The 19,184-nt window shown below is 53.6% G+C and carries 16 protein-coding genes; 6 read left to right on the top strand and 10 right to left on the bottom strand.

Translation table 11 applies throughout. The features are described from left to right. Positions 1–20: 20 nt before the first annotated feature. Genes OGX92_RS14515 through cecR form a run of 4 tightly spaced genes read right to left on the bottom strand, consistent with a single transcriptional unit; the run spans position 21 to position 4,545 of the window. The gene (locus OGX92_RS14515) at positions 21–1,154 is read right to left on the bottom strand and encodes an ABC transporter permease (protein ID WP_003831545.1); all 1,134 of its coding nucleotides are present in this window, start codon (positions 1,152–1,154) and stop codon (positions 21–23) included. Beyond that, positions 1,147–2,883 carry an ATP-binding cassette domain-containing protein gene (locus OGX92_RS14520; RefSeq protein ID WP_286586701.1) on the bottom strand — a complete coding sequence of 579 codons (1,737 nt, stop codon included), beginning with the start codon at positions 2,881–2,883 and terminating at the stop codon, positions 1,147–1,149. Before OGX92_RS14520 ends, OGX92_RS14515 begins: the two co-directional genes overlap by 8 nt. Further along, the gene (gene hlyD, locus OGX92_RS14525; RefSeq protein ID WP_003831548.1) at positions 2,876–3,871 is read right to left on the bottom strand and encodes a secretion protein HlyD; all 996 of its coding nucleotides are present in this window, start codon (positions 3,869–3,871) and stop codon (positions 2,876–2,878) included. The genes OGX92_RS14520 and hlyD overlap by 8 nt, the downstream gene beginning before the upstream one ends. Next, positions 3,868–4,545 carry a transcriptional regulator CecR gene (gene cecR, locus OGX92_RS14530; RefSeq protein WP_003831550.1) on the bottom strand — a complete coding sequence of 226 codons (678 nt, stop codon included), beginning with the start codon at positions 4,543–4,545 and terminating at the stop codon, positions 3,868–3,870. Before cecR ends, hlyD begins: the two co-directional genes overlap by 4 nt. A 221-nt stretch (positions 4,546–4,766) precedes the next feature. On the opposite strand from cecR, the gene rhlE reads away from it, so the two are divergent. After that, positions 4,767–6,113: an ATP-dependent RNA helicase RhlE gene (gene rhlE, locus OGX92_RS14535; RefSeq protein WP_003831551.1), complete on the top strand. Its 1,347-nt coding sequence runs from the start codon at positions 4,767–4,769 to the stop codon at positions 6,111–6,113. A 68-nt stretch (positions 6,114–6,181) separates the two neighbouring features. Here rhlE and OGX92_RS14540 read toward each other — a convergent pair whose 3' ends face one another. Continuing rightward, positions 6,182–6,916, bottom strand: a complete 735-nt coding sequence (locus tag OGX92_RS14540; protein WP_003831553.1) for a GntR family transcriptional regulator — start codon at positions 6,914–6,916, stop codon at positions 6,182–6,184. A gap of 202 nt (positions 6,917–7,118) precedes the next feature. Between OGX92_RS14540 and OGX92_RS14545 the strand changes: the two genes are divergently transcribed. The 5 genes from OGX92_RS14545 (at position 7,119) to OGX92_RS14565 (ending at position 14,499) form a co-directional block, all read left to right on the top strand. Continuing rightward, entirely contained in the window at positions 7,119–8,471 is a 1,353-nt protein-coding gene (locus tag OGX92_RS14545) for a class-II fumarase/aspartase family protein (protein ID WP_003831555.1), read from the top strand. 33 nt (positions 8,472–8,504) lie between these two features. Then, positions 8,505–9,926, top strand: a complete 1,422-nt coding sequence (locus OGX92_RS14550) for a DASS family sodium-coupled anion symporter (RefSeq protein ID WP_286586704.1) — start codon at positions 8,505–8,507, stop codon at positions 9,924–9,926. Between the two features lie 177 nt (positions 9,927–10,103). Beyond that, complete coding sequence (dinG, locus tag OGX92_RS14555; protein WP_071445151.1) at positions 10,104–12,254, top strand: ATP-dependent DNA helicase DinG; 2,151 nt, start codon at positions 10,104–10,106, stop codon at positions 12,252–12,254. Positions 12,255–12,283: 29 nt separating this feature from the next. Beyond that, positions 12,284–13,252 carry a DNA-binding protein YbiB gene (ybiB, locus tag OGX92_RS14560; RefSeq protein ID WP_048226020.1) on the top strand — a complete coding sequence of 323 codons (969 nt, stop codon included), beginning with the start codon at positions 12,284–12,286 and terminating at the stop codon, positions 13,250–13,252. A gap of 161 nt (positions 13,253–13,413) precedes the next feature. Next, positions 13,414–14,499, top strand: coding sequence for a malate/lactate/ureidoglycolate dehydrogenase (locus OGX92_RS14565; protein WP_284961779.1), 1,086 nt, complete (start codon positions 13,414–13,416; stop codon positions 14,497–14,499). Between the two features lie 97 nt (positions 14,500–14,596). Here the strand turns inward: OGX92_RS14565 and ybiJ are convergent, their stop codons facing one another. From ybiJ to mcbA, 5 genes are all read right to left on the bottom strand, one after another. Beyond that, positions 14,597–14,857 (bottom strand): DUF1471 family protein YbiJ, encoded by a 261-nt coding sequence (ybiJ, locus tag OGX92_RS14570; RefSeq protein WP_003831561.1) that lies wholly within the window; start codon positions 14,855–14,857, stop codon positions 14,597–14,599. A 300-nt stretch (positions 14,858–15,157) separates the two neighbouring features. Continuing rightward, the gene (locus OGX92_RS14575; protein ID WP_150344823.1) at positions 15,158–15,424 is read right to left on the bottom strand and encodes a DksA/TraR family C4-type zinc finger protein; all 267 of its coding nucleotides are present in this window, start codon (positions 15,422–15,424) and stop codon (positions 15,158–15,160) included. A gap of 75 nt (positions 15,425–15,499) precedes the next feature. Further along, the gene (gene ybiX, locus OGX92_RS14580; protein ID WP_286586706.1) at positions 15,500–16,177 is read right to left on the bottom strand and encodes a PKHD-type hydroxylase YbiX; all 678 of its coding nucleotides are present in this window, start codon (positions 16,175–16,177) and stop codon (positions 15,500–15,502) included. A 43-nt stretch (positions 16,178–16,220) separates the two neighbouring features. Continuing rightward, entirely contained in the window at positions 16,221–18,506 is a 2,286-nt protein-coding gene (locus OGX92_RS14585) for a catecholate siderophore receptor Fiu (RefSeq protein WP_286586708.1), read from the bottom strand. A 290-nt stretch (positions 18,507–18,796) separates the two neighbouring features. Then, positions 18,797–19,057, bottom strand: a complete 261-nt coding sequence (mcbA, locus tag OGX92_RS14590; protein ID WP_003831565.1) for a DUF1471 family periplasmic protein McbA — start codon at positions 19,055–19,057, stop codon at positions 18,797–18,799. Positions 19,058–19,184 lie beyond the last annotated feature (127 nt).

Raw genomic sequence — 19,184 nt, forward strand, 5'->3', positions numbered from 1 at the left:
ACAATTATCCATACACATATTTAATCCAGCCGACGTTTGGTTTTAAGCCACGTCAGGCCAATAAACATCACCGCCGAAGCGATTAAAAACAGCACGTTGATAATCAGCACCACCGGAATATTTCCCGCCAGGAACAGGCTTTGCAGGGTGCTGACGAAATAACGCGCCGGAATAATGTAGGTTACCGCCCGGATAATCGCGGGCATGCTGTCTATCTGGAAGATAAAACCCGACAGCATAATAGAGGGCAGGAAAGCGGCGTTCAGCGCGACCTGCGCGGCGTTAAACTGGTTGCGGGTGATGGTGGAAATAAGCAACCCCATACCCAGCGTACTGAGCAGAAACAGGCTGGTAATGAAAAACAGGATCAGCAACGAGCCGCGGTAGGGCACGCCAAGAATAAACACCGACACCAGCATACACAGCAGCATCGCCAGCATGCCCAGAAAGTAATACGGGATCAGTTTGCACAGCAGTAGCTCGACGCGGGTGACTTCGGTAGACAGCAGCGCTTCCATGGTGCCGCGCTCCCATTCGCGCGCCACCACTAATGAGGTGAGGATGGCGCCAATGACCGTCATGATGATGGTGACCGCCCCGGGAATAATAAAGTGCTGGCTGATGGCCGCCGGGTTAAACCAGTAACGGGTCTGCACGTCGATCAATGGTTTGAACGATTCCCCACGATCTTCTGCCCGCTGTTGCTGCCAGATTTGCCAGATGCCTTCGACATAACCCTGCACAAAGTTGGCGGTATTGGGTTCGCTGCCGTCGGTGATCACCTGGATCGGTGCCACGTCATTGGGTCGTGCCATCTGCTGGGCAAAATCCACCGGGATCACCACCAGCCCGCGAATGCGCCCGGCCTGCATTTTCTCAATCAGTTCCTGACGGTTATCGCTGATGGTGGCGTCAATATACGGCGAACCGGTCATGGTATGGGTAAAATCCAGCGCCTCTTCACTCTGCTGTTCGAGCAAAATCCCTACCCGCAGCTTGCTGGAGTCGAGGTTGATCCCGTAGCCGAAGATAAACAGCAGCAGCAGCGGGATCACCACCGCAATCAGCCAACTGCTGGGATCGCGGACGATCTGGCGCGTCTCTTTCACGCAAAGCGCACGTACGCGACGCCAGGAGAGAGCGGAGTTACTCATGCGTATGCTCCTTATCCCAGTCATTGATTAGCGTGATGAACGCCTGTTCCATGGTCGGGTCCGGCGTGTCGCTGTCGGCAGCCTGAGCCTTCAGGTCGTCTGGCGTACCGCTGGCAATCAGCTTGCCGCGATATACCAACCCGATGCGATCGCAGTATTCCGCCTCATCCATAAAGTGGGTGGTCACCATCACCGTGACGCCTTTTTCCACCATGCTGTTGATATGCAACCAGAACTCGCGGCGGGTAAGGGGATCGACCCCGGAAGTGGGTTCATCAAGGAACAGAATGTCGGGTTCATGCATCAGCGAGCAGGCCAGCGCCAGACGCTGCTTAAATCCCAGCGGCAGTTCGTCGGTGGCGTGGGAAGCGATACTCTTCAGGCCAAATGCCTCGCTCATACGATCGATTTTCTCTTTCTGCGCCCGACCGCGCAGGCCGTAGACGCCGGAGAAAAAGCGCAGATTCTGTTCAACCGTCAGGTTACCGTACAGGGAGAATTTCTGCGCCATATAGCCCAGATGCTGACGCGCTTTGCCGGAGCTGACTTTCAGGTCCATATCCAGCACCAGCGCTTTGCCGGAAGTGGGGACCAGCAGGCCGCACATCATTTTAAAGGTGGTGGATTTGCCAGCGCCATTAGGGCCTAACAGACCAAAAATCTCGCCGCGCTGCACGGCAAAGTCTACGTGGTCGGTAGCGGCAAAATCGCCAAATTTCTTGGTCAACGCTTTGGCTTCGATCACCGTTTCACCAGGCGTGCCTTCCACGGTATGCAGGATAGCGCCCAGCGGGGACTCCGATGTTCCGGCTCCGCCGAGTAAATCGATAAAAGCATCTTCGAAGCGGGGGGCTGTTTCGTTGATGGTTATCTCCGGCATGCCGTCAGCGTTTTGGATCTGCTGAGCAGTAGCCTCTTTTTTCAGGATTAAACGGACGGATTTACCCTGAATCATTCCGTCGCTGACCAGCGGCAGTTTTAACGCGCGTTGCAGCAGTCGGCGGTTGTTTTCCTGTGGACTGCTCATCAGGAAGCTGCGACCCGCCATGGTTTGCGTAAGCTGAGTAGGATCGCCCTGGTATAACAGCTCACCTTCGTTCATCAGCAGCACATCACGGCATTGCTCTGCTTCATCCAGATACGACGTACTCCAGAGGATCAGCATGCCGTCCCCGGCCAGCTCGTGGACCATTTGCCACAGTTCGCGACGGGAAATAGGGTCGACACCCACGCCTGGCTCATCCAGCAGCAACACTTTGGGTTCGCCAACCAGCGTACAGGCAAGCCCGAGCTTCTGCTTCATGCCGCCAGAAAGCTTGCCAGCCAGTCGTCCGGTAAATGGTCCCAGCGAGGTGAATTCCAGGAGCCGGGCAAAGGTTTTTTCTCGCGCTTCACCGGTGACGCTGCGTAAGTCGGCATAGAGATTGAGGTTCTCCATGACGGTTAAATCTTCGTACAGACCAAATTTCTGCGGCATATAGCCGAGCACCGCATGCAGCGCGCTGTCGTCTTTGATGGGGTCAAAACCAATCACCGCAGCACTTCCGGCATCAGGTTTTAATAATCCCGCCAGCATTCGCATCAGCGTGGTTTTGCCCGCGCCGTCAGGCCCGACAAGTCCGGTCACGTAGCCCGCATGAACGGTACAGTCGAGCGGGGCGACGGCCGGCTTTTCCATTCCGGCAAAGTTTTTCGTCAGCCCTTTTAGCGTAATGATGGCGTCATTCATGCCGTGCCTCATCGCCAAACTTAATCGTTACCGGCATTCCCTGGCGCAGCGAATCGTCCGCGTCGGTGACGACAATTCGCAGGCGATAAACCAGGTCGGTACGCAGGTCAGGAGTCTCGACCGTTTTCGGGGTAAATTCGGCGGTAGGAGAAACGAAGCCGATTTTGCCGTGATACGGTTTGTCCGGTCGGCCATCGGTATAGAGCAGGATCTCACGTCCTGGCTGCGCCTGGCTCAGATTTCGTTCGTCAACGTAAGCACGAACCCAAACCGGACGCGTGAGCGACAGCGTCAGTACTGTGCCCCCTTCGTTCAGCATGCTGCCGGGTTCAACCGCACGGGTGAGAAGCGTGCCGTCAGACGGCGAGGTCAGCGTGGTGTCATGCAAATTAAGCTCTGCCTGTGCCAGCTCGGCCTGAGCTTGTTCGAGCGTGGCTTTCGCCTGCTCGATGTCCTGCACACGATTACCGCTGCGATATTGCGTGAGTTTATCCTGTGCGGATTTAAGCGAAGCTAACGCCTGATCGCGAGATGAACGGGCGTTTTCCAGATCGTTGGCAGAAATGGTGCGGCTTTTCCACAATCCGACCTGCCGATTGTAAAAGTTCTGCGCGTAATCATAGGCGGCCTGCGCCTGTTTGACTGCTGCCGCGGTTTGCGCGATCTCTTCTTCGCGATACCCTGCCAGCATCAGATCGTATTGTGCCTGTGCGGCGGCAACGTTGGCTTTTGCCTGCATCAATGCGTTTTCATACGGTGCACGGTCCAGTTCACCCAGCACCTGACCGGCGGTAATGGCATCGCCTTCGTCAACCGCCAGCGAGGCCAGCCTGCCGCCGACGCGAAAACTCAGGTTGACGCTACGGATATCGACATTGCCGTACAGTGTTAAACCATTATCTTGCCGACTTTGATACCACCACGTTCCACCGGCAATCACGGCAACGAGGGCCGCGATAACCAGCCCGAGAACGACAGGTTTTTTCATGACTCCAGACTCCTTTGCGTTAAACCTTGCAGAATAAGATCGATGTGACAGGTGATCGTTTGGTCAATCAGCGCGGTTTTATCCTCATCAAATTGTGACCAGCCCGTACGCAACAGAATGGTTTCTTTCCCCAGACGAAAAGCCAGCACCTCGCCGAGAATGGCGTGGGTGTGCAGAATCATTTGGGTATCATTGGCATCGCCGCCCGTATAGGCGGCAATCAGGCGCGTCAGATGTGTATGCAGCGGATTGATAACCTGGTCGTGCACCAGTTGATAAGCCGCGGTGGGGGAAAGCTGTTCACGCGAGATAAATTTGCTCAGGTTAACGGTGTCGTCCTGAGTTAACAGCATGATCATATTTTTGCAGGCGCGCAGGATCAGTTCGCGCATCGCGCCACGGTCCGGCTCTGGTTGGGCGAATAAACGCTCGGCCTCTTCAGCGTGCGGGCGAAACTGTGCACCGATAAAATCCGCAATCCACTGGGCGCAGGCGAGATATAAATCCTCTTTTGAGCCAAAATAGTAGGTGATAGCCGCAATGTTTTGCCCGGCCTGTGCAGCTATATCGCGCGTCGTGGCGTGCAGACCATACTCGCCGAATTGCGCCAATGCGGCGGCAATGAGCTGGTTCTTCGCCTGTTCACCTTTGGTTGTCATGGTGGGTGTATTCATGGCACGACTCTGATCTTAATCAATCGATTGATTAAGATTATGACTGATGTGTAGCCTTGTCCAGTCCGGAGCGTTATTTTCCAGTGAAGGGATAATTTATGCGGCACATCACAAAAACTGCTACACTCCGCCCCTTCATGACATTGTGGTTTTTGTCATCTCTATTGTATGTATCTCCCTGAAAACGACACCGGTAACGGTCAGGGCGGTTCGGAGTTGTTATGTCTTTTGATTCCCTTGGTTTAAACCCTGAAATTTTACGTGCCGTTGCCGAGCAGGGTTACCGTGAACCTACCCCTATTCAGCAGCAGGCTATTCCTGCCGTGCTGGAAGGCCGCGATCTGATGGCCAGCGCCCAGACCGGTACGGGGAAAACGGCAGGATTTACCTTGCCGCTGTTGCAGCACCTGATCACCAATCAGCCGCATGGTAAAAGCCGTCGTCCGGTTCGTGCGCTGATCCTCACGCCAACCCGCGAACTGGCGGCCCAGATTGGCGAAAACGTCCGTGATTACAGTAAGTATCTGAATATTCGCTCGCTGGTGGTCTTCGGTGGCGTCAGTATTAACCCGCAGATGATGAAGCTGCGTGGCGGCGTAGATGTGCTGATCGCCACTCCGGGTCGTTTGCTCGATCTGGAACACCAGAATGCGGTGAAACTGGATCAGGTTGAGATCCTGGTACTGGATGAAGCTGACCGCATGCTGGATATGGGCTTTATTCACGATATTCGTCGCGTTCTGGCAAAACTGCCGGCAAAACGTCAGAACCTGCTGTTCTCGGCAACGTTCTCTGATGACATTAAATCGCTGGCCGAAAAACTGTTGCACAACCCGCTGGAAATTGAAGTGGCGCGTCGTAATACCGCGTCAGAGCAGGTTACTCAGCACGTTCATTTCGTTGATAAAAAACGTAAACGTGAACTGCTGTCGCAGATGATTGGTCAGGGCAACTGGCAGCAGGTGCTGGTGTTTACCCGTACCAAACATGGCGCGAACCATCTGGCAGAGCAGCTGAATAAAGACGGCATCCGCAGTGCGGCTATCCACGGTAATAAATCTCAGGGTGCGCGTACGCGTGCGCTGGCTGATTTTAAATCCGGTGATATTCGCGTGCTGGTAGCGACCGATATTGCCGCACGTGGTCTGGACATTGAAGAGTTACCGCACGTGGTGAACTACGAGCTGCCAAACGTCCCGGAAGACTATGTGCACCGCATTGGTCGTACCGGTCGTGCGGCCGCTACCGGCGAAGCGTTGTCTCTGGTGTGCGTCGATGAACACAAGCTGTTGCGTGATATCGAGAAGTTGCTGAAAAAAGAGATCCCGCGTATTGCAACGCCAGGCTACGAGCCAGATCCGTCCATTAAAGCTGAGCCGATCCAGAACGGTCGCCAGCAGCGTGGCGGCGGCGGTGGTCGTGGGCAGGGCGGAGCAGGGCGTGGCCAGCAGCCGCGTCGTCAGGATGGCGGTGCGCCAAAAGCGAAACCGCGTAGCGGAGAAGGCAAACCGGCAGGCGATAAGCCTCGTCCACCGCGCCGTCCGCGCAAACCGTCTGCAGCACAGTAATTCACCTTGCTGTATGGCAGTATAAACACGCTATCCGGCCTACACACTGTGTAGACCGGATAGGTCAATCACTCCCCCGAACTTTGCGATTTCAGCACGATTGAGCAGGTATATCGTCCTGCCGGGTGAATCGAAATCGTCGTCTCAAATACTTTCCCGTCCCTGTCCAGATAACGACGCACGATTCTCATCGCTGGCGAATCAGGTGCTACATTGAGAATCTTTGCCACCTTTTTGGGCACGCCGACAGCCGTAATGGTCTGATGCACCTCATGGCTTTTAATACCGTAATGGGTTTCGATCAAATCGCTGATTAACGAGTGTGGGTCGTCACGGATGTACGTACGCAGTTTGGCGTAATCCGTGCTGGCATAACTGTCCGTCCAGCAGATTGGCGCGTCGGGGTTTTGCGCATCTTCGCGAGTGCTGGCAATGTGCAGCCAACGGGAACCGGGCGGGCAGCCAATCATCTGGGACAACTCTATGTCCGCCACAATCTCATCGATTTTCTTGATGACACGCAGATTGTTTTTGGCCAGCAGCAACAGATCCTCAAGATGCGATAGCGGGTGATTGACGCCGTTAGCCTTAGGTTCGCAAACGCGAGTTCCCGCGCCTTTACGCCGTGATATCAGACCTTGCTCTGTTAATTCCCTTAACGCCTCACGCATGGTGTGGCGGCTGACCTGCCATGTTTCACACAGTTCCATTTCCGTAGGAAACAGCGAACCGGGGGCAAAGGTTCCCACCGCAATTTGCTGCGCCAGTTCACGTGCTATTCGCTTGTACAGAGATTCTTTCATCGCAGTTTCATCAAAATATTAGTGATCTTTATCACGAAAATTTGTACGGACTATTCCCTACATTTCTTATGAATACTATAAATGTCCGTACATTTAAATGTACGGACATTTATTTATGTCTGGACATTGTGGCGGCATTTGAATATCCAACAAACTGCCGTAAACACGCATCTTATCATTATCAGATTTTCCAGGGGGATTTATGGCTTCGAATGTACTTGATTCTGTTCTGTTCAGGGATTCTTTCGGCACACCGGCGATGCGCGCGGTGTTTGACGATCGCGAGCTGGTACGCAAATACGTGGAAGTGGAAGTGGCATTAGCCAAAGCCCAGGCACGCTGCGGTGTGATACCCGAGGCTGCGGCGCAGGAAATCGCAGAAAAATGTAATGCTGACACGCTCGATTTTGATTTATTGCGCCATGAAACCGAAATTGTGGGTTATCCGATCCTACCGCTGGTGCACCAGATTTCTAAACAGGCAGGCGAGTCCGGAGGTTATGTGCATTGGGGGGCCACCACTCAGGACATTATGGACACCGCAGTGGTTCTGCAAATTCGTGATGCTTTTGCGCTCATTGAGTCCGATATGGACAAACTCCGCGCCACGCTGGCCGATCTTTCACGCCGCTACCGTGATACGCCGATGGCCGGGCGAACCCATTTACAACAGGCTTTGCCCGTGACCTTTGGCTACAAAACTGCCATCTGGCTGGATATGTTTGAACGCCACGCGGAACGTCTTACCCAGGCGCGTCCTCGTGTATTGGTCGGCGAATTTGCGGGGGCAGCCGGTACGCTGGCATCACTGGGGGATAAAGGCCTCGCGGTACAAAAAGCGATGATGGAAGAGCTTGGGCTAAATGTCCCAACATCCACCTGGCACGTCGCGCGTGATGGTTTTGCCGAAGCGGTGAACCTGTTAGCGGTGATTACCGGGTCGCTGGGCAAGATTGCCTACGACGTAATGCTGCTGGCTGCAAACGAGTTTGGCGAACTGTATGAGCCGTTTGTTAAAGGGCGTGGCGCCAGCAGTACCATGCCGCAGAAACGCAACCCTATTTCCAGCGAGCTGATGCTGGCCTGCGCCAAAGGTGTTCGCCAACAGGCAGGGTTGATGCTTGATGCGATGGTGCAAGATCTGGAGCGCGCAACCGGGCCGTGGCATGCCGAATGGATTGCTATCCCGGAAAGTTTCGTTCTCAGCGCGGGGGCATTGCATCAGGCCAACTTTATGCTGGCGGGGCTGGTGGTCGATGAAGAGGCGATGAAACGTAACCTCGGCATGACTAACGGATTGATTGTGGCTGAAGCGGTCATGATGGGGTTGGCTCCGTATATTGGTCGTCAGGATGCACATGACGTGGTGTATGACGCCTGTCGTATCGTCAACGAACAAGGTGGACGATTGGCTGATGTGCTGAATGCGATGCCATCTGTCTCTGAACGACTGGACCCACAGTTGATTGAAAAACTGACCGACCCGGCAAATTACCTTGGAATGGCACCGGCGATGGTGGATCAGGTATTAGCAAGATACATGTCGCGGAAATGAATGCTCTCGGGCTAACGGAATAAGGATATTTTTATGTCAACGAATTCTGTCACGGGAAAATCCATTCTGTCGTTCCTGATACCGCTGGCGATAGGCGCGATCATTTGGTTTTATCCTGTTCCTGATGGTCTAACGCCTCAGGCCTGGCATATGTTCGCGATATTTGCCGCGACCATTGCCGCCATTCTCACTCAGCCGCTCCCTTCGGGGGCGGTGATGTTGATTGCACTTTGCGTGGTTATTTTCACCAAAACGTTACCAGAGGCAAAGGCGCTGTCAGGGTTTGCGTCCGGTACGGTATGGCTCATTTTCTGCGCCTACGTCTTGTCTCTGGGGTTTGTGACGTCAGGACTGGGGAAACGTATTGCGTATAAAATGTTATCGCTCTTTGGCGGCAGCAGCCTGGGTATTGCTTACTCACTGGGGGTTTCCGATCTGATTATGGCCCCGGCAATGCCGTCAGTAACTGCGCGGTCCGGGGGCATAATTTTTCCCATCACGCGTTCCATCAATGATGTGTTGGGCTCCGCTCCAGGGGTAACGGGCAAACGTATTGGCGATTTCTTAACCATGGTGTGCTTCCAGTTTACGCCGATTACCGGGGCGATATTTCTCACCGGGATGGCGGCGAATCCGCTGGTAGCGAGCCTGGCGAAATCGTCATTGGGTATGGAGATAACCTGGGGCGGATGGTTTATTTCCGCAGTAGTCCCTGCGATGGTTTGTTTCTGTCTGATGCCGCTACTGGTCTATAAATTATTGGATCCTGAGCTTAAGCGTACGCCAGAGGCAAAAGCGATGGGTAAGCAGGCGCTCGGTGAGCTCGGTTCGATGAGCAGCAACGAGAAAAAGGTCGCGTTTGGTTTTGTGCTGGCGCTGGTTGGCTGGGGCACCAGTTTGATTACTGGATTGTCTGCCACATCTGTCGGGCTGGGGCTGGCTGCTTATCTGTTTGCTTCGGGTGCTGTTAGCTGGAAAAGTTTGCTTAATGACCATGCAGCCTGGGATACGGTTATCTGGTTTAGCGTCATTATTAGCCTTGCGACCGGACTTGCCGATCTGGGTTTTATTAAATGGATGACAATAAAGTTAGGCAGCGGTATTCAAGGGTTTGGTGCGATTGAGTCCTTTATTGTGCTGGGGATCCTTTACATTTACGTCCACTATCTCTTTGCTACGGCTACCGGGCACGTAGCTGCGCTGTATGCTCCTTTCGCGGCCACGGCGATAGCTGCGGGTGCACCGCCGATGATGGTTGCTATTTGCTTCGATATCTTTAGTAATCTGATGTGGGGGAATACCGAGTATGGTGGCGGACCTGGTCCTATTTATTTTGCCCAGGGCTATTTTGAACGACCGCGTTTTTACAAAATTAACCTCTGTGTGGTAACGGCAAATGTGATTATCATTTTTGCAGTGGGCATGCTGTGGTGGAAGCTGCTGGGATACTATTAACCGACACGTTTATTCGGCCTGCAATGTACCTGACTGTAGGCCGGATAAGGTGTAAGCCGCCATCCGGTAATTTAAGCCAGAGCTGCGAAGCGCTTTCCAGAATGGGGGAAAAAGGTACATCCAACGCCTGAAATGTGCCACAATAGTGGCTGTTTATACAGTATTTCAGGTTTTCTCATGGCACTTACGGCTGCGCTAAAAGCGCAAATCGCCGCCTGGTACAAGGCGCTTCAGGAACAGATCCCCGACTTTATCCCCCGTGCGCCGCAGCGGCAGATGATTGCTGACGTCGCGAAAACGCTCTCCGGGGAAGAAGGGCGACATCTGGCGATTGAAGCACCGACCGGGGTGGGGAAAACCCTGTCGTATCTGATTCCCGGTATTGCCATCGCGCGTGAAGAACAAAAAACGCTGGTGGTCAGTACCGCCAACGTCGCTTTGCAGGACCAGATCTACAGCAAAGATTTACCGCTGCTGCGCAAAATTATCCCCGACCTGCGTTTTACCGCTGCGTTTGGTCGCGGACGCTATGTCTGCCCGCGTAACTTAGCGGCGCTGGCCAGCACTGAACCCAATCAGCAGGATCTGCTGGCTTTTCTCGACGATGACCTGACGCCCAACAACCAGGAAGAACAAAAGCGCTGTGCCAGGCTAAAAGGCGATCTCGACAGCTACAAGTGGGACGGGCTGCGCGATCACACCGATATCGCTATCGACGACGGACTCTGGCAGCGTCTGAGCACCGATAAAGCCAGCTGTCTGAATCGTAACTGTCACTACTATCGTGAATGCCCTTTTTTTGTCGCCCGCCGGGAGATTCAGGAAGCTGAAGTGGTCGTGGCTAATCATGCGCTGGTAATGGCGGCCATGGAAAGCGAAGCCGTTTTGCCGGAGCCGAAAAATCTACTGCTGGTACTTGATGAAGGCCACCATTTGCCGGATGTCGCGCGCGATGCGCTGGAGATGAGCGCAGAAATCAGCGCTCCCTGGTATCGACTGCAGTTGGATCTATTTTGCAAATTAGTGGCTACCTGCCTGGAGCAGTTTCGCCCGAAGACCACGCCGCCACTGGCAAATGCCGAGCGTCTGAACGGTCACTGTGAGGAGCTGTATGAGCTGATTTCATCGCTCAATAACATTCTTAATCTGTATATGCCCGCTACCCAGGAGGCAGAACACCGCTTCGCGATGGGCGAATTGCCTACGGAAGTGATGGAGATTTGTCAGCGTCTGGCAAAGCTAACAGAAATGCTGCGCGGTCTGGCGGAACTGTTCCTCAACGATCTCAGCGAAAAAACCGGCACTCACGATATCGTGCGTCTGCATCGGGTTATTTTGCAGATGAACCGGGCGCTTGGCATGTTTGAGGCGCAAAGCAAACTGTGGCGGCTGGCATCGCTCGCGCAGTCGTCAGGTGCACCGGTAAGTAAATGGGCGACGCGCGAGGTGCGTGACGGGCAGATCCACGTCTGGTTCCACTGCGTGGGGATTCGTGTGAGCGATCAGCTAGAACGACTGCTGTGGCGTAGCGTCCCGCATATTATTGTCACTTCCGCAACGCTGCGCTCGCTCAACAGCTTCTCGCGTTTGCAGGAGATGAGCGGTCTGAAGGAAAAAGCAGGAGACCGGTTTGTCGCGCTGGATTCACCGTTTAATCACGTTGAACAGGGCAAAATCGTCATTCCGCAAATGCGCTATGAACCGTTAATTGATAACGAAGAGCAGCATATCGCGGAAATGGCCGCCTATTTTCGTGAACAGCTGGAGAGTAAAAAGCATCAGGGCATGCTGGTACTCTTTGCCAGCGGTCGGGCGATGCAGCGTTTTCTTGAGCACGTTACCGATTTGCGCCTGCTGTTGTTGGTGCAGGGCGATCAGCCGCGCTACCGTCTGGTGGAGTTGCACCGCAAACGGGTGACCAACGGCGAGCGCAGCGTGCTGGTTGGGCTGCAATCTTTTGCTGAAGGTCTGGACTTGAAAGGCGATCTGCTGACTCAGGTGCATATTCACAAAATTGCTTTTCCGCCTATCGACAGTCCGGTGGTGATCACCGAGGGCGAGTGGTTGAAAAGCCTGAACCGCTACCCCTTCGAGGTGCAGAGCCTGCCTGCGGCGTCGTTCAATTTGATCCAGCAGGTTGGGCGACTCATCCGTAGCCATGGCTGCTGGGGAGAAGTGGTTATTTATGACAAGCGTTTATTGACCAAAAGCTATGGCAAGCGTTTACTGAACGCGTTACCCATATTTCCGATAGAGCAACCTGCTGTGCCAGACGTTATAGTAAAACCAAAAGAAAAAGCGAAACCCACGCGCCGCCGTCGGCGTTAACGATGCGAGCAACAGGCAAGGAGTTATCGATGGATTACCGCAAAATCATTAAAGAGATTGGGCGAGGAAAAAATCACGCGCGTGACCTGGACAAGGATACCGCTCGCGGACTGTATACCCATATGATGAACGGCGACGTACCTGACCTCGAGATGGGCGGGGTACTGATTGCGCTACGTATCAAGGGCGAAGGTGAAGCGGAGATGCTGGGCTTTTACGAAGCGATGCAAAACCACACCATTCGCCTGACTCCGCCGGTAGCCAAACCCATGCCGATTGTCATTCCCAGCTACAATGGTGCGCGCAAGCAGGCGAATTTGACTCCGCTGCTGGCGATTTTATTGCATAAACTTGGCTTCCCGGTGGTGGTGCACGGCGTCAGCGAGGATCCGACCCGTGTGCTGACTGAAACCATTTTCGAACTGATGGGAATTACGCCAACGCTGCATGCCGGGCAGGCGCAGGCAAAGCTGGATGGTCATGAGCCGGTGTTTATTCCGGTGAGCGCGCTGTGCCCTCCGCTGGAGAAACAGCTGGCGATGCGCTGGCGCATGGGTGTGCGTAACAGTGCGCACACGCTGGCTAAATTAGCCACGCCGTTTGCTGAAGATGCCGCGCTGCGTCTTTCCAGCGTGTCCCACCCGGAATACGTTTCGCGCGTGGCGAAGTTCTTCGGCGATATCGGTGGGCGCGGCCTGTTGATGCATGGTACCGAGGGCGAAGTGTATGCCAACCCGCAGCGCTGCCCGCAGATAAGCCTGATCGATTCATCCGGTGTGCGAGTGCTACAAGACCGACAGAGCGAGATGCCTGACGAGCCGGTACCGCTACCGGTAGCAAAAGACCCGGAAACCACCGCGCGCTGGATTGAGCGTTGTCTGGCTGGCAGCGAGCCTGTTCCGGCATCGTTGAAAATCCAGATGGCCTGCTGCCTGGTGGCAACCGGTGAGTCCGCCTCACTGGCTGAAGGACTTGCCCGCGTCGAGCAAAGTTTCTAAACCATTTGTTATCCCGACGGGCCTGTTGCCTGGCCTGTCGGTTCTCTCTTTTCGGCAATGTGAAATTTCTGCACGTTTATTGACCTCCAGCGCACCGTGGCGCAGCATAGTTTGTTGAAAAATAAGAAACACAACAAACACGCGACACAAAGGAGATAACAATGAACAGTGGACATCGCTTCCATGTGCCAACGCTGCACGCCTTTATCCAGGCCGTTTTTCATCAGATGGGAAGCAATGATCAGGAGGCGCGGCTGGTGGCCGACCATCTGATAGCCTCTAACCTCGCCGGTCACGACTCCCATGGCATCGGTATGATCCCAAGCTATATTCGCTCATTCTCGCAGGGGCATCTGCAGATCAACCGTCATGCCAAAGTGGTAAAAGATGCGGGGGCGGTGATTACGCTTGACGGCGACTGCGCGTTTGGTCAGGTGGCGGCGCACGAGGCAATCACGCTTGGAATCGAAAAGGCGCGTCAGTACGGAATCGCCGCTGTGGCATTACATAATTCGCACCATATCGGCCGTATTGGCTACTGGGCGGAGCAATGTGCGGCAGCAGGTTTTGTCTCGGTGCATTTTGTGAATGTGGTGGGGATCCCGATGGTCGCACCGTTTCATGGCCGCGATAGCCGTTTTGGCACCAATCCCTTCTGCGTCGTATTCCCGCGTAAAAATACCTTCCCACTGTTGCTGGACTATGCAACCAGCGCCATCGCGTTTGGCAAAACCCGTGTGGCATGGCATAAGGGCGAGCCGGTGGCTCCAGGATGCCTGATTGATGTGGCGGGTGTGCCCACTACCGATCCTGCGGTAATGCAGGTTTCTCCGCTGGGGTCGTTGCTGACCTTTGCCGAGCACAAGGGGTATGCGCTGGCGGCGATGTGCGAAATTATGGGCGGTGCGCTTTCTGGCGGTAAAACCACACATGAAGAGAGCCTGCAGACCAGCGCGGACGCCATCATTAACTGTATGACCACCATCATTATGAATCCACAACTGTTCGGCGCGTCGGACTGCGACAACCAGGTCGCGGCATTTGCTGAGTGGGTGAAAGCGTCCCCGCATGCTGAAGATGCCCCGATCCTGTTGCCTGGGGAGTGGGAGGTGAATACTCGCGAGGAACGGCTGGAACACGGTATTCCGCTGGATGCCGGAAGCTGGCAAGCGATTTGTGAGGCGGCACTGCAAATTGGGATGCCAGACACCGTGTTGCAGGAATTCTGTCAACGGCTGGAAAAATAGGCAAAAAAAAGCCCGTCCAGTGGCGGACGGGCAAACAAAGGGTAACAAACAGGGTCAATGAGGGTTGGAGCATTGGGTCGTACAGGTAATCTTTCGGTTATTTATAGATAACCGCGGTGCCGCTCATTTTGTCTTTGCCGATAGCAGAAGTGATGCTGTAGCCAGTTGCGCCAGCTGCATTCGCTTTCTCAGCCAGTTTGGCTTCCAGGCCGTCCAGCGTAGTAGCGCCGTCAGCAGATACCACACCAATTTTGTTCATGTTTTGCGCCTGAGTAGAGGAAACCGGCTCGGCAGCGAAAACGCCAAATGACAGGGTAGACAGGGCGATGGCAGCAACAGCAAATTTGATATTTTTCATGATTAATCTCTCGCAGGGTTGTTCTGTTAGTCAGTGTTCTTTAAGAAGACGTTGTTCCGTCGATGTGATAAGTATCACGTTTTTTTTGGTGAGAGAAAATCGAATAGAATTGACCACATCAATCAAATAAATTGAATGACAAATAACTTATTGAATATTAATAAATTCGAGTAAGGGATTTACAGTTCTTGTCATTGCGCTTTACAGAGAAGGCGACAACGGCACATTTTGCTACACAGGGTGCAAAAAATCGTGCTCGTAAAGGAAATCGTATGCGCTGAAACTTTTGGTAAAGATAAGTCAGCGTAGCTGGCTGTCTTTCGAACCTCTGCGATTATATCCTGAAAATGCTGAGCTATGTGAATCTTTATCCTGTTGGCAGGCGATGCACAAGCGTACCCCTGGCACGGCCTCACGTCTGGCCTGAGGGATAGGATTGCCGCATTCTTCGCATTCATACAGACTTTCCCCCGTCGGTAACTCACCGCGAGCGCGGGCAACAGCATCTTCAATAGTATTGTTGATCTGTTCGTTAACCGCGTCGTCATTTGCCCATCCGGATGCCATGTGTACCTCCTGCTGATGTCTACAGACTAAGTATAGCGAAGGTGATGATTGAAAAACGACCACGCGCCAGCAGTATCAGATTTCAGACCATTCACGCAGCAGGTTATGGTAGAGATTGAGTAATGACAGGATCTCGCTGCTCTCCCCATGGCGAGCTTTCAGGGATTGAATGTTTTTATCCAGTTCAAAAAGCATGGCGCGATTTTTGTCGTCACGGACCATCGACTGTATCCACATAAAAGACGCTACACGAACGCCATGGGTCACTGGCGTGACGCAATGTAGGCTGCTGGAAGGGTAAAGCACCAGATCGCCTGCCGGAAGCTTCACCGCATGCTGGCCGTAAGTATCATTGACCAGCAGTTCTCCCCCTTCATAATCATTCGGGTTACTCAGGAATAAAGTTGCGGAAAGGTCCGTGCGCATCCAGCCGTTTTGCGGATGGCTACGCACCGCACCGTCGACGTGAAAACCGTAGGTCTCGTTGTCCTGGTAGCGATTAAACAGCGGTGTGGAGAGCGTTTTCGGTAGTGCTGCGGCGAAGAAAAGCGCGCTGTTACTTACCGCAGTCTGTACCGCCTGTTGTAAAACGCCGTAGCGTTCACTTTGCGTATTCACCTGCTGGTTGTTTTTTACCTGCGCCCCCTGAGCGCCGGTGGTTGTGCGGCCATCAACCCAGTCGGCAGCGTCCAGTTGTTCACGAAACCAGGCTACATCCTGCGCCGACAGAACGCCGGGAATGTGGTACATCATCAGTATTTCTCCTGAAAGTGGGGCTTACGCCCCACGCGATGGATTAGAAATGCATATTGGCGGTGAGCAGGAAAGTTCTTGGCTCGCCCGGATGATAACGGTATCCACTCTTGTTTATGGAGGATACATAATCGGTGTCGAACAGGTTATAGACGTTTAGCTGGAAATCGAGATTGTGATTCACGCGATAGCCCAGTTTGGCGTCAGCGACCCAGTAACCTTCAGTGTAGGATGGCGTACCCACTGCACCGTCGGAACCGCGATGCATACTACCCACGTAGCGAGCGCCTGCGCCAACGGAGATATCATTGGTAGCCTGATACTGGTTCCACAGCGTGAACGCATGTTCAGGTGTATATGGCAGGGAAGAGGAGCCATCCTGAGCAACGTTTTTACCGCTGTGGATGGTCGCGCGTTGCTGGGTGTAACCCCCAATAATCTGCCATGCGGGGGTGATGTTGCCTGCTACCGAGAGCTCGTAGCCTTCAACGCGTTTCTCTCCGTACTGGGAATAGGTACCGTCGTCGTTCTGCTCAACTTCATTCTCAATATCCGTGCGGAAAATCGCAGCGGTTAACAGCAGGCGCTTATCCAGCACCTCCCATTTGGTGCCGATCTCGCTGGTTTTCGCTTTCTGCGGTTTGAAATCGGTACGATTCGCACTGTTACCGCTGCCGCCCTGAGCAAGAGCAAAGTTGCTGCCGCCCGGCGGTTGCTGAGAAACGGCATAGTTGATGTACACGTTACCGTTATCGGTCAGGTGATACAGCGCGCCAGCTTTCCAGTTCACCAGATTGCCTGATTTGGCAGTATCCACAGTGGTGACCGGGGAACCTTTAGCCACGCCTGTCGGGCACGCGACTGCGCCGCGACCGGAAGCGCCGCAAGCGGTGGCGCTGTCATATTCTGTGCGGTAATTGTCGAGGCGAATACCACCGTTCAGCTCGAATTCACGGGTAATTTGTAGCGTATCAAAAGCGTATACACCGAAGGTGTCTGTTTGCCCGTTAGCGTTGGCGCCGTTACGAGACAATCCGCCGATATTCACATTGCTGTCGGGGTGATAGATATTCACCGGTGGTGGGGTGATCGGCGCCACGCCATAGTTGGTTTGTGTTTCGCGCGTCAGCTCCACACCGGTGCTGATGTCGTGACCGATGGATCCCGTGTAGAACGTTGAGGTCAGGTTGGTCTGGTTGGTCAAGATCTTATTGCTGACATCCTTGGTATTTGCCAGGCGTGACCAGGTCCAGCTGTCGACGCTGCTGGTGGGTTGGGTGATGTTAGACGCGCCGCCCATCACCGCTGTCATCAGATAATCCTGTTTAATGCGCGACCAGCGGGTGGTGTTGCGAATAGTGGTGCTGTCGTTCAGGTCATGTTCAAAACGCATCGTCGCGGTATCGGTTGTCGAATCGTCATAATCCGAGTTGGTACCGTAGAAATTATGCGTATCCACTTTGCCTGAATGATTCAGTGCAGAAGTCCCCGCAGAAGGTGCGGAATATCCCGGCAGGCCAATGGTAGGGATGCCGCCATCCGGCGTGTTGTGCTGGGTGACATGTAGATAGTTCAGGTACAGTCGGTTCTCAGTCCCTAAGCCAAAAGCGAGAGAGGGGGCCACACCGTAACGTTCATTCTTAACATTATCGCGACCAGCATCATGCGTTTTTTCGCCCATCAGGTTTAAACGTGCGGCGGTGGTCTCGCCGATGACCTGGTTAATGTCCAGCGTACCACGGCGGAACCAGGCGCTACCGACGCTGGCCGATGCATCGATTCCTGAGTCGGTGCGTGGCTGTTTGCTGATCATATTGATAGACCCAGTCGGTGCGCTACGTCCATAGTCGGTACCGGAAGGACCTTTGATTACTTCCACCTGTTCGGTATTGAAGGTGTCGCGCGTGATGCTGCCAATATCACGGATACTGTCGATATAAATACTGTTCGAGGTATCCGCACCACGCATGTAAACCGCGTCTCCGGTGCTGGAGTTACCATTCTCACCCGCGAAAAATGCGCCAACGCCCGGGACGTTTTTCAGCGCGTCGGTCAGATTTGTTGCGCCTTGATCCTTAATCACCTGCTCAGAAATCACCGTCATGGTGCGGGTTGTATCCGCCACCGGACGGGAGAATTTAGGGTCGGCAGACTGTGTTGGGGCGTACAGCGAAGGTTTGGCCGCTTCAACGACCAGAGTGTCTTCTTGTTTTTTATCCTGGTCGTCCGCAGCGACAGCCTGAGCTATAGGGGACAGGCCAATGCACAGACCGGCAAAAAAAGTCAGTGAGTGAAAGCTACTGGACGGCAAGTTGCGATTTTTATCCATGTTAATGAGTGACTTATTATTGTTTGAGTGGACGGTTTCACTCGCGCGAAGGGACATCTCTATGGATGTTATACCCTGCAGGCCTCGCGGAAATGAATATGTAATTGATAATGATTTTGATAAGCATTACTAATCAGTGCGACGTTTTAGCATTCATTAATTCAAAAATAAATACATTTATTTACATTGGATTCAAAATGCCAACATATTGATTACAAATTGAGCTGCAATGAAGTGAACTGCACGCAGAAAACTGCATTCGGGGTGAATGCAGTTGGGCTGAGATGGGGTTACTTATAGATGGTTGCGGTACCGTACATCTGATTTTTGCCGCCCGCAGAATCAACGACAAAGCCTTTTGCCCCTTGCTCTTTCGCTTTCTCTGCCAGCTTGTCTTCGAGGTCGCTCAGGTTAGAGGCGCCGGTAGCGGATACTGTGCCGGAAGCTTGTAGCTGACCGGTAGCTGGGCTGGTGTATGGCTGTGCAGCAAAGGAGGCAAATGTCATGCCGGAAAGTACGGTAGCAGCAAGTAATGTGAGGCATTTCTTCATGGTGATATCCTCTGAAAAACAACAGGTGTGCCTGATAAGTTTAGGTCGTCAGCGGATGACATTTACCGCAAAAAATTGGTGATGAGCTGTCTGTTTTTTGAACAATTCGCAAAGCATCAAACAGGTG

Origin of the sequence: Citrobacter sp. Cpo089, assembly GCF_030332695.1 — a bacterium.
GTDB classification, from domain to species: Bacteria; Pseudomonadota; Gammaproteobacteria; order Enterobacterales; family Enterobacteriaceae; genus Citrobacter; species Citrobacter portucalensis.